Origin of the sequence: Arthrobacter agilis, from assembly GCF_002953615.1 — a bacterium.
GTDB lineage: Bacteria > Actinomycetota > Actinomycetes > Actinomycetales > Micrococcaceae > Arthrobacter_D > Arthrobacter_D agilis_B.
The window spans coordinates 1826099-1837815 of sequence record NZ_CP024915.1; the positions used below are offsets into that span (position 1 = coordinate 1826099).

An 11717-nucleotide genomic window follows, 5' to 3' on the forward strand; every position below is an offset into this window, starting at 1 on the left:
GCGATGAGGAACAGCGGCTTGCCGAGTTCCGCCGCGCACTCGTCGGTGCGCGTGCTGAACTCCTCGAGGATGTGCACGGCGCGCTCGTCGTGCAGGGCGTGCACGGCGTCGAGGCGGAGGCCGTCCACATGGTAGTCCCGGAACCACATGAGCAGGTTCTCGACCACGTACTCGCGGACCTCGTCCGACTGCGGTCCGTCGAGGTTCAGTGCGTCGCCCCACGTGTTGGAGAGGCCCTCCGTGAGGTAGGGGCCGAAGAGCCCGAGGTAGTTCCCGCTCGGGCCGAGGTGGTTGTGGACGACGTCCTGGATGACGCCGAGGCCCTTCCGGTGCGCGGCGTCCACGAAGCGCTGGTAGGCGGCCGGACCGCCGTAGGTCTCCTGGACCGCGTACCAGAGGACCCCGTCGTAGCCCCAGTTGTGGGTCCCGTTGAAGGCGTTGACGGGCAGGAGCTCCACGTACTGCACGCCGAGGTCCACGAGGTGGTCCAGCTTGCCGATCGCCGCGTCGAGCGTCCCTTCGGGGGTGAAGGTGCCGAGGTGCATCTCGTAGATGACGCCGCCGTTGAGGCCCGGCGACTGCCACGACTCGTCCTGCCAGTCGTGGGCGCCCGGGTCGAAGGTGCGGGAGAGCTGGTGGACGCCCTCGGGCTGGCGGCGCGAGCGCGGGTCGGGGACGGGGGTGTCGGAGCCGTCGACGAGGTACCCGTAGGAGACGTCGGACGACGACGGCGGGGCGTCCGACGGATGCCACCAGTCGCCCTCGCCACGGGTCATCGGGTACTCGGTGCCGTCGGCCACGAGCGTGAGGGACTCGGCGCGGGGCGCCCAGACGTCGAACGGTGATCTCATGATGCGTCCTCCTGGACCAGTAGCGCTGCGGGGAAGGTGGTGAAGAGATCGGCCGCGCGGACGGTGCCGCCCGCAACGGTGGCGCCGGTGAGCGCGCACGTGTAGGTGCCGGACGGGAGGTCCAGCGTGGTGTCCCCCCACCCGCCGCGCTGCTCGAGTCCGTAGGGCAGTCGCGTGATCAGGGTGACGGCACCCCCGCGGTCGAAGCCGAAGACGTGGTCCGCGGCCTCACCGGAGGACGGGATGGCGGTGTAGCCGGTGAACAGCTCGGAACGGTCCCGGCGGAGCTTCAGGGCGCGGGTCACCACGAGCAGCTTCGCTGCGGCGTCGGCACCGACCTGGGGCAGGGCGCCGAAGGCGAGGTCGGTGAGCACCTGACGGCGCGCGTCGTAGTCCACCTCCCGGCGGTTGTCGGGATCCACGAGCGAGGTGTCCCAGAACTCCGTGCCCTGGTAGACGTCGGGCACCCCCGGCATGGTCAGTTGGAGCAGCTTCAGGCCGATCGAGTTCGACCAGCCCGCCTGCTGGATCCGCGCGACGAGGCCCTCGATGACGGCGTTGACCGAGGCGTCGTCGAACGCCGCGTCGACGGCGGCATGCATGCCGCGCTCGAACTCCTCGTTCGGCGCCGTCCAGTGCGTACTCAGGTCGGCCTCGCGCGAGGCCTTCTCGGCGTAGGCGTGGGCGCGCTCGCGGCTCAGCGGCCATGCCCCGATCAGGGACTGCCAGAGCAGCGGCGCGAACGTCGGGTCGCCGATGGGCGCGAGGTCCTCGAGCCCCGACAGCACGTCGGTCCAGACCTCGGGCAGCTCGGACAGGACGGAGATCCGGGAGCGGGTGTCCTCGCTGCGCTTGGTGTCGTGCGTGCTGAGGGTGGTCATGGCCAGCGGGCTGTCCGTCTCCCGTTCGAGCAGCCGTCGGTGGAGTTCCAGCGGGTCGAGCGAGAAGATGGCCGGATCCGCGCCGACCTCGTTGAGGGAGACGAGCCGCGAGTACCGGTAGAACGCGGTGTCCTCGACGCCCTTCGCCATGACCATGCCGGAGGTCTGCTGGAAGCGGCGGGCCAGTTCCGTCAGCTTCCCTGGACCGCCGTCGAGGAACGGATCGAGCAGCGGGTGGAGCGCGGTGATGGTGTCCGCGAGGTCCGGCCGGCGCACCTGCGCGTCCCGCACCGCCTCGGCGAGGTACTCCGAGCCACCCGGGAGGTAGCTGCGGTAGACCGGGAAGCAGGTCAGCAGTTCGGCGATCGCGTCCGCCGCGGCCTCCGGATCGAGGCCCGCGTCCGCCGGGACGAGCCGCGTGAGCCGCAGCACCTCGGAGCGGAGGATGCCGTCGGCGATGCCGCGCTTGGTGCCGTGGATCATCTCGTGGAACGGATCCACGGGCACGGACGCCGTGAGGGCGTGCTCGCCCGCCGGGTCCGTGAAGAGCCGGTCGATGTCGGCGAGGGCGTCGTAGCCGGTGGTTCCCTCCGTGGCCCAGTCCTCCGGCATCTTCTCCCCGGGCTCGAGGATCTTCTCCACGAGCACGTACGCGCCGCCGGTCAGGGTACGGAGATCGTCCAGGTAGCCCTTGGGATCCGCGAGTCCGTCCGGGTGGTCGATGCGCAGGCCGTCCACGAGGCCCTCGTCGAACCACCGCTTCACCTCGCTGTGGCTCTCCTCGAACACCCACGGCACCTCGACGCGCAGGCCCGCGAGCGTGTTCACGCCGAAGAAGCGCCGGTAGTTCAGCTCGCTGTCGGCGCGGCGCCAGTTCACGAGCTCGTAGTGCTGGCGCTCGTGGACCTCGGCTCCGGTGTCACCCGGATGCGCTGTCCCTTCGGCGATCGGGTACCGGTTGTCGTAGTAGTGCAGTTCGCCGTCGACGACGGTGAGCTGGTCCAGCTCGCCGTCGCCGTCGCCGAGCACCGGTACCCGGATCCGTCCGTGGTTGGCGTCCCAGTCGACGTCGAACGCCTCCGCCATGCGGGAGGAGGGTCCCTCCTTCAGCAGCTGCCACCACCAGGCGTTGTCGGCGGGCGTCTCGATGCCCATGTGGTTGGGGACGATGTCGACGAGCACGCCCATCCCCGCGGCCCGGGCGGCCTCGCTGAGTGCCGCGAGGCCGCCGGGACCACCCCGGTCGGGGTCGACGGCGGTGGGATCGGTCACGTCGTAGCCGTGGCCCGATCCCTTCTCCGCCGTGAGGATCGGCGACAGGTACACCCAGTCCACCCCGAGGTCGTGCAGGTACGGCACCAGGGCCGCGGCCCGATGCAGGTCGAACCCGCTCCGGATCTGCAGCCGGTAGGTCGATTTCGGTGTCAACACGTGGAAGTCCTCCTGGGACGGGGGTGGGTGTACCTGTCGGGGTGGTGCTAGGGGGTGCCGGTCTTGGCGGTGACCTCGTTGGCGAGGATCGCCAGGGACGCCGCGACGGAATGGTCAGCGTCCTCGACCTCCGTGTGCGCCCGCAGGACCACCATGGACTTCGCCTCGATCGAGATCGTGGCGCCGGCCGGGATGGCCTCGCTGTCCGCGTACTTGCCGGCGGTGTCGATCACTTCGTCCCAGGAGGTCCCGTACTCGTCGGAGGGGATCGTGAAGTCCACGGCCTCGTCATGGGCGTTGAAGTACAGCAGGAAGTTGGCGTCGACGATCCGCTGTCCGCGCGCGTCACGGCCCTGGATGCCCTGGCCGTTGAGGAAGACCCCGATCGAGCGGCCGAAGCCGCTGTTCCAGTCCTCGGGCGCCATCAGCTCGCCGGACGTGTCGAGCCACACGATGTCCGGCAGCGCCTCGCCCTCGCCGCGGCGCACGGGGCGCCCGTCGAAGAACCGGCGACGGCGGAACGTGGGGTGCTCGGACCGCAGGCGGTTGACGGCCGCGGTGAATTCGAGCAACGGCTGGTCCATCTTGTCCCAGTGCACCCAGCTCAGTTCGGAGTCCTGGCAGTAGGTGTTGTTGTTGCCCTCCTGCGTCCGGCCCAGTTCGTCGCCGTGGAGCAGCATCGGGACGCCCTGCGAGAGCAGGAGGGTCGCGATGAAGTTGCGCTGCTGCCGCACGCGGATGGCGAGCACCTCGGGATCGTCCGTCGGTCCCTCGACGCCGCCGTTCCAGGAACGGTTGTGCGACTCGCCGTCGTTGTTGTCCTCGCCGTTGGCCTCGTTGTGCTTCTCGTTGTAGGACACGAGGTCGCGCAGCGTGAAGCCGTCATGGGCCGTGACGAAGTTGATGGACGCGACGGGGCGGCGCATCGAGTGCTCGTAGAGATCCGCCGAACCGGTGAGGCGCGAGGCGAACTCGCCGATGCTCGAGGGCTCTCCGCGCCAGAAGTCGCGGACCGTGTCGCGGTACTTGCCGTTCCACTCCGTCCACTGCGGCGGGAAGTTGCCCACCTGGTAGCCGCCGGGACCGACGTCCCAGGGCTCGGCGATGAGCTTGACCTGCGAGACGATCGGATCCTGCTGCACGAGTTCGAAGAAGGCCGAGAGGCGGTCCACCTCGTAGAACTCACGGGCGAGGGCCGAGGCGAGGTCGAAGCGGAAGCCGTCGACGTGCATCTCCGTGACCCAGTAGCGCAGCGAGTCCATGAGCAGCTGCAGGGAGTGCGGGTTGCCGACATTGAGCGAGTTGCCCGTGCCGGTGGTGTCCATGTAGTACTGCTTGTCGTCCTCGACCAGGCGGTAGTAGGACGCGTTGTCGATGCCGCGCATCGAGATCGTGGGACCCATGTGGTTGCCCTCGGCCGTGTGGTTGTAGACCACGTCGAGGATGACCTCGATACCGGCGAGGTGGAGTTCGCGCACCATGGCCTTGAACTCCTGGACCTGCTCGCCCTGGTCACCGGTGGAGGTGTACTTGTTGTGCGGGGCGAAGAAGCCGATGGTGTTGTAGCCCCAGTAGTTCGACAGGCCCTTCTCCTGCAGCGTGCTGTCGTTGACGAACTGGTGCACGGGCATCAGCTCGATCGCCGTGACCCCGAGCTTCTGCAGGTGTGCGATCACGGAGGGGTGCGCGATGCCCGCGTAGGTGCCGCGCTGCTCCTCCGGGACATCCGGGTGCAGCTGCGTGAGTCCCTTGACGTGGGCCTCGTAGATGACGGACTGGTGGTACGGCGTGCGCGGCATGCGGTCGCCGTCCCAGTTGAAGAACGGGTTCACGACGACGCCGAGCATCATGTGCGCCGCGGAGTCCTCGTCGTTGACGGAGTGCTCGTCACCGAAGTTGTAGCCGAACAGGGCCTGGTCCCAGTCGAGGTCGCCGGCGATCGCCTTGGCGTAGGGGTCCAGGAGGAGTTTGTTCGGGTTGCAGCGGTGACCCTCGGCCGGGTTGTTGGGGCCGTGCACCCGGTAGCCGTACTTCTGTCCGGGAGTCACCTGGGGGAGGTAGCCGTGCCAGACGTAGCCGTCCACCTCCTTGAGCTCGATACGGGTTTCCGTGCCGTCGTCGTCGAAGAGACAGAGGACCACCAGGTCCGCCACCTCGCTGTACAGCGCGAAGTTCGTTCCCGTGCCGTCATAGGTCGCGCCGAGGGGATACGCGTCGCCGGGCCATAGTTCCATGAGTTCTCCTTGATGTCTTCTGCCGTGGGCGCCTCGGGGGCGGCCACGGCGATACTCGCGGTCGTCGGGGTCCTCGGACCCCGATCTCCTGCTTCATGCATAGCGCATTCGTCTGTCGTACTGGTTAACCGTGTCGCTCACATCGCTAGGCGACGCTCCTCGAGGAGGTCCGCGACGACCGCTCCGATGTCGCCGGGAAGATCCGAGACCACCACCGGCCCACGGCGTGCCGCCCGACGGCCGGCGCGGCCGTGGATCAGCGCGCCGGCTGCGGCGACGGCGGCCCACAGGTCCACCGGGTCCACGCCGATGCGTTCCGCCGCGCCGTCGTCCTCCGCGAGCGTCGCGGCGAGTGCCCCGACGATCCCGGAGAGCGTGTCCCCGGAACCCGCCGTGGCGAGCCAGGGGGTGGCGTCCGCCTGCACGAACAGCGCGCCGGAGGGGGCCGCGACGATCGTCGTGAACCCCTTGAGCAGGACGGTGGCGCCCGTGGCCTCGGCGGCCCTCAGCGCGAAGTGTGCGGGTTCGGCCTCGATCGCGGATCGTTCCGCCTCGACGCCGCGCGCGGCGAGCACCTCGCGCAGCTCTCCCGCGTGGGGCGTCAGGATGACCTGGGGTCCCACGCGCTCCGGTACCTCGGTGAGCGCACCGGCGTCGACGACGACCGGCAGTCCCGAGGTGATGGCGTCGCGGGCGCGTGTGCGCTGGTCGTCGTCGTCGACGGCTCCGGGACCCACCAGCCAGGCCTGGGAGCGGGCCTCCGCGACGGGGCCGGTGGAGGCCACCGCCTCGGGGTTCCGCTGGTGGATCAGCGCCGCGACGGCGGGCGGTCCGAGGTAGCGCACCATGCCGACGCCGGTGGCGAGGGCCGCGCCGACCGCGAGTGCTGCTGCCCCCGGGTAGCGGATGGACCCGGCGGCGACACCGAGGACGCCGCGCGAGTACTTGTGGTCCCGGGCACCCGGGACGCGGAGCAGCGCGGCGGCGTCGGCATCGAGCAGGGTGCGTGCCGCAGGCGGGAACGGGGCGAGGTCGAGGCCGATGTCGACGACGTGCAGTTGACCGGCCGCCACGGCACCGTCGCCGATGAGGAGCCCGGGCTTCGCGGCCCCGAAGGTGACGGTCGCGTCGGCGGCGAGGACCGGACCCTGGACGAGTCCCGTGTCGACCCCGATCCCGCTGGGCAGGTCGCAGGCGACGACGAGCGCGGAGCGGGCCGCGCGGGGCCCGGCCGCCGCGTCGATCGCCCGGACGAGGTCCGCGGCCGTGCCCCGGAGCCCTCCGCTCGCACCGGTGCCGAGGATGCCGTCGATGACGACGTCGGCCGCTGCGGCGTGCGCTGCGAGGTCGGAGACGTCGGCGCCGTCGAGGCGGACGGTGGTACCGCCGGCCCGGACGAAGGCGTCGAGGGCGTCGGCGTGCACGCGCTCGGAGGTGAGGACCGCCGTCGCACCGACCCCCCGGCGCAGGAGCCGCTCCCCCGCGTACAGGGCGTCCGCTCCGTTGTTGCCGCTGCCGGCGAGCACGACGGCGGTGGCTCCGTAGGTGCCGCGGCCGGCGTCGCGCAGCAGCCCCAGCACCACGCCGAACAGGCCGTGGGCAGCCCGCTGCATGAGGGTGTCCCCCTGGCCGGCGTCGATGAGGGGTGCCTCCGCAGCGCGGACGTCACCCCCGGAAAAGGCGTTGAGCATATGATCGAGCTTAGCGGTAAGCCGACAGATAATCAGTACGGTTACTATTCGCCGGCCGAGGTGGCGCGGCCCTCCGCCACCACCATGGCCGTCGCGAGGCCGCCGTCGTGGCTGATCGACAGGTGCCATGTCTCGACGCCCCGGGCACGTGCCGCGGCCGCGACCGTCGCCTCGACGACGACGGAGGGGGCACCGGCGTCATCGACCGCGATGGTGCAGTGCTGCCAGTTCATGCCCACGGGTGCACCGAGGGCCTTGGCGATGGCCTCCTTGGCGGCGAAGCGCGCAGCGAGTGAACGGGTGTTGAGCCCGCGCTCGGCCGGGACGAAGAGCCGCTCCACCAGGGCGGGGGTCCGCTCGAGCTGCTGACGGAAGCGTTCGATGTCGACGACGTCGACCCCGATGCCGACGATCACGCCGCACGCCCGACAGGTGCCGCCACGGGAGTCCGCGGCGGCACCGGGACGGCACTACTCAACCGTGACCGACTTCGCCAGGTTGCGCGGCTGGTCGACGTCGTAGCCCTTGGCGCTGGCGAGGGCGAGCGCGAAGATCTGCAGCGGGACCGTGGTGAGCAGCGGTGCGAGGAGCGTCGGCGACGCCGGCACGTAGAAGACGTGCTCCGAGTAGGCCTCCACGGAGGTGTCGCCCTCCTCCGCGATGACGATCGTCACGGCACCGCGCGCTCGGATCTCCTGGACGTTGGAGACCACCTTGGCATGCAGCGAGTCGCGGGCGGTCGACGACGGCATGACCACGACGACGGGCTGGCCCTCCTCGATGAGCGCGATCGGTCCGTGCTTGAGCTCGCCGGCGGCGAACCCCTCGGCGTGGATGTACGCGAGCTCCTTGAGCTTGAGCGCGCCCTCCATGGCCACGGGGAAGCCCACGTGGCGGCCCAGGAACAGCACGGACTTCGCGTTGGACATGTCCGCGCCGAGCTGCTTGATCTTGTCGGCATCGTCGAGGATGGACTGGATCTTGGCGGGGATGGTCGAGAGGTCCGCGAGGACGTCGGCGATCTCGTCGCGGTACTTGTTGCCGCGCAGCTGTGCGAGGTAGAGGCCGAGCAGGTACGCCGCGGTGATCTGGGCGAGGAACGCCTTGGTGGAGGCGACGGCGATCTCCGGGCCGGCGTGCGTGTACAGCACGGCGTCCGATTCGCGCGGGATCGTGGAGCCGTTGGTGTTGCAGATCGCCACGACCTTGGCGCCCTGCTCCCGGGCGTATCGCACGGCCATGAGGGTGTCCATGGTCTCGCCGGACTGCGAGATGGCGACCACGAGGGTCTTCTCGTTCACGATCGGGTCGCGATAGCGGAATTCGTGGGAGAGCTCGACCTCGGTCGGGATCCGGCACCAGTGCTCGATCGCGTACTTGGCGACCTGACCGGCATAGGCCGAGGTACCGCACGCCAGCACCACGATCTTGTCGACGGAGCGCAGGATGGACTCGTCGATGCGCAGCTCGTCGAGCACGAGGTTGCCGGAGACGTCCGACCGGCCGAGGAGCGTCTGTCCGACGGCGTCGGGCTGGTCGTGGATCTCCTTCTCCATGAAGGACTCGAAGCCGCCCTTCTCCGCCGCCGCGGCGTCCCAGCTGACGTGGAACTCGGTGCCCTCGGCGGGCGCGCCGAAGAAGTCGGTGATCGCGACGTCGTCGGGCGTGATGGTGACGATCTGGTCCTGGCCGAGCTCGACGGCGCGGCGCGTGAAGTCGATGAAGCCCGAGACGTCGGAGCCTAGGAAGTTCTCGCCGTCGCCCAGTCCGACGACGAGCGGGGAGTTGCGGCGGCCGGCGACGACGGTGCCGGGCTGGTCCTGGTGGATAGCGAGCAGGGTGAAGGCACCCTCGAGGCGCTGGCAGGCCTGCTGCAGGGCCAGGGTGAGGAGGTCGCCCTGGGCGCCGCTGTCGACGAGCCTGCGGTACAGGAGGCCCACGAGCCCTGCCGCGACCTCGGTGTCCGTGTCGGAGAGGAAGGTGAGGCCCTCACCGGTCAGTTCCGCCTTCAGCTCGGCGTAGTTCTCGATGATGCCGTTGTGGATCAGGGCCAGCCGGCCGCCGTCGGCCAGGTGCGGGTGCGCGTTCTGGTCGGTGGGTCCGCCGTGGGTCGCCCACCGCGTGTGGCCGATGCCGGTCAGCGAGCGCGGCAGCGGGTCGGCGGCCAGTTCGTCGATGAGGTTGGTGAGCTTGCCGGCCTTCTTGCGCGACTCGATGCCGGCCGGGGTGATCACGGCGACGCCCGCGGAGTCGTACCCGCGGTACTCGAGCCGCCGCAGCCCCTCCATGACGACGTCGAGCGCGCCGTGCTGCGCTTCGGATGATTCCTGCCCGAACGCCGGGGCGACTGAGTCAAGCGCCGACGATCCCTGGCCGTGGTCCCGGCCTACATACCCCACAATTCCACACATGCCTCCAATCGTACCGGTGGCAGGATTGGTTAATGCGCAGGCCACCGGGCAGAATCGTCGGGTGAGTGACAGAAGCACGGGTACGCAGCAGGCCACCAGTGCCGAATCCTTCACACCGTTCGTCGAGCTGGACCGGCCCATGTGGTCACGTCTGTCCCATGAGATCGAGAGTCCGCTCAACATGGAGGACGTGCAGCGCCTGCGCGGACTCGGGGACGCACTGAACCTCGACGAGGTGCGCGAGGTCTACCTCCCGCTCTCCCGCCTGCTCAACCTCTACATCGCCGCGGCGGGTCAACTGCACGCGGCCACGAACACGTTCCTCGGCGAGACGACCACCAGGACCCCGTTCGTGATCGGCGTCGCCGGTTCCGTGGCGGTGGGCAAGTCGACGACGGCGAGGGTGCTCCGCGAGCTCCTGCGGCGCTGGCCGGACACCCCCGACGTGGAGCTCATCACCACGGACGGTTTTCTCTACCCCAACGCCGAACTCGAACGGCGCGGCCTGATGCAGCGCAAGGGCTTCCCCGAGTCCTACGACCGCCGCCGGCTGCTCCGCTTCGTCAGCGAGGTCAAGAGCGGCGCGGCCGAGGTGACCGCACCCTGGTACTCCCACCTCACCTACGACATCGTCCCGGGCCGGGAAGTGGTGGTGCGGCGGCCGGACGTCCTGATCGTGGAGGGCCTCAACGTCCTCGCCCCGGCACGGCCGCGACCCGACGGCATCACGGGCCTGGCGCTCAGCGACTTCTTCGACTTCTCGATCTACGTGGATGCGAAGACCGCCCATATCGAGCAGTGGTACATCGACCGCTTCCAGTCGCTGCGGTCCGGGGCGTTCGCCGACCCCGAGTCCTACTTCCACCGGTACGCGAACCTGACGGACGAGGAGGCACGGCAGACCGCCAAGGGCATCTGGGAGCGGATCAACGAGCCCAACCTGCTGGCCAACGTGCTGCCGACACGCGGACGGGCGCAACTCGTCCTCACGAAGGACGCCGACCACTCGATCCGCCGCATGCTCCTGCGGAAGACCTGACCGTGCGCCTCGTGCCGGGCGCGGCGATGGTGCTCCTGCTGGCACTCTCCGCATGCTCGGCCCCCGCTCCGGAGCCGGCGGCGGCGACCCCCAGGTCGATCACGGCGGCACCGCCACCGGACGCTGCCGCCGAGATCCCCTCCCCCGGCGACCTACCGGCCCCGGCCCAGCGTGAGCCAGCGCCCGCTGCATCGGATGCGGCGCCGGGCCCGACCCCGGCGGCTGCTGCCCGGCACGCCGATCCCGGCGCCGTCGACCTGGTGGTGAACAAGCGGCGTCCCCTGGTGCCGCTGGACTACGTCCCCGCCGACCTGCGCCTGCCCGAGGTGGCGACCGCCACCGACAGGGCGCTCCTGCGTCCCGACACGGCCACGGCGGTGGAGGGGATGTTCGCGGCAGCCGCGGCCGAGGGCGTCGGGCTGGTCCTGGTCAGCGGCTACCGCTCGTTCGCCGACCAGGACTCGACGTACACGTACTGGGTGGGTGAGTACGGTGATCCTGCAGCGGCGGACACGGTGTCGGCCCGCCCCGGTTATTCGGAGCACCAGACGGGTCTCGCGTTCGACATCGGCCAGGCGGACGGGGCGTGCACGCTCGTGCTGTGCTTCCGCGACACGCCGGCCGCGCAGTGGGCTGCGGAGCATGCCGCGGACTTCGGGCTGATCCTCCGCTATCCGCTGGGGTTCCACGAGATCACCGGCTTCTCGGCGGAGTCCTGGCACTTCCGCTACGTCGGCAGGGACGTGGCCCTGGCGATGAAGGCCGCCGGGACGCAGACCCTCGAGGAGCACTACGGGCTGCCGGCGGCGCCGTCCTACTGACGTCCCTCCGGTCGGCAGGACGGCATCCCGCTCAGGGCATGGCCGGTAGCCGCACGCCGGTCTCCGCTGCCAGCGCCGCCATCAGACGGTCCTGGAAGGCCCTGTCGTGGACAGCCTCGTGCGGCCGCCGCTGCTGCCGGTGGAACCAGTAGCCGCCGCTCGTGAGTGCGTCGGGGTGGTCGCTCGTCGCGAGCCACACCTGCGTCCGGTGGCCGAGCTCGAGATCGTCCGGCGCATCGGGGCCGCCCATGCGGGTGGGGACCCATCCCGGGTCGACCGCGTGGGCGACCAGGTCGGGCCGCAGCCGGGCCAGCGCGGCGACGAACGTCGTGAGGAAGAGCTTGCTGTCCCCGTACGA

Annotated in this window: 8 protein-coding genes and 1 pseudogene; 2 read left to right on the forward strand and 7 right to left on the reverse strand. The window is 70.2% G+C overall.

Going from position 1 to position 11717, the window contains the following annotated elements:
• The 6 genes from CVO76_RS08740 to glmS all read right to left on the reverse strand — a co-directional run.
• Window positions 1-851, reverse strand: an 851-nt coding sequence (locus tag CVO76_RS08740) for an alpha-amylase family glycosyl hydrolase (RefSeq protein WP_244185835.1), incomplete at its 3' end; no start/stop codon positions are given.
• Complete coding sequence (gene treY / locus CVO76_RS08745) at window positions 848-3163, reverse strand: malto-oligosyltrehalose synthase (RefSeq protein ID WP_208739002.1); 2316 nt, start codon at window positions 3161-3163, stop codon at window positions 848-850. The genes CVO76_RS08740 and treY, both read right to left, overlap by 4 nt.
• Window positions 3164-3210: 47 nt before the next feature.
• Window positions 3211-5397 carry a glycogen debranching protein GlgX gene (glgX, locus tag CVO76_RS08750; RefSeq protein WP_133082449.1) on the reverse strand — a complete coding sequence of 729 codons (2187 nt, stop codon included), beginning with the start codon at window positions 5395-5397 and terminating at the stop codon, window positions 3211-3213.
• Window positions 5398-5534: 137 nt separating this feature from the next.
• A complete protein-coding gene (locus CVO76_RS08755) occupies window positions 5535-7088 on the reverse strand; it encodes a bifunctional ADP-dependent NAD(P)H-hydrate dehydratase/NAD(P)H-hydrate epimerase (RefSeq protein ID WP_208739003.1) in 1554 nt (517 codons plus the stop codon).
• A 44-nt stretch (window positions 7089-7132) separates the two neighbouring features.
• A complete protein-coding gene (locus CVO76_RS08760) occupies window positions 7133-7504 on the reverse strand; it encodes a holo-ACP synthase (protein ID WP_133082447.1) in 372 nt (123 codons plus the stop codon).
• A 54-nt stretch (window positions 7505-7558) separates the two neighbouring features.
• Window positions 7559-9499 carry a glutamine--fructose-6-phosphate transaminase (isomerizing) gene (glmS, locus tag CVO76_RS08765; RefSeq protein ID WP_133082446.1) on the reverse strand — a complete coding sequence of 647 codons (1941 nt, stop codon included), beginning with the start codon at window positions 9497-9499 and terminating at the stop codon, window positions 7559-7561.
• 139 nt (window positions 9500-9638) lie between these two features.
• Here glmS and coaA point away from each other — a divergent pair, with 139 nt between their 5' ends.
• Both coaA and CVO76_RS08775 read left to right on the forward strand, forming a co-directional pair.
• Complete coding sequence (gene coaA, locus CVO76_RS08770) at window positions 9639-10538, forward strand: type I pantothenate kinase (RefSeq protein ID WP_244186316.1); 900 nt, start codon at window positions 9639-9641, stop codon at window positions 10536-10538.
• Window positions 10539-10540: 2 nt separating this feature from the next.
• Complete coding sequence (locus CVO76_RS08775; protein ID WP_208739004.1) at window positions 10541-11359, forward strand: M15 family metallopeptidase; 819 nt, start codon at window positions 10541-10543, stop codon at window positions 11357-11359.
• 31 nt (window positions 11360-11390) lie between these two features.
• Here CVO76_RS08775 and CVO76_RS08780 read toward each other — a convergent pair.
• Window positions 11391-11717, reverse strand: a pseudogene (locus tag CVO76_RS08780) (short-chain dehydrogenase); the annotation flags it as partial.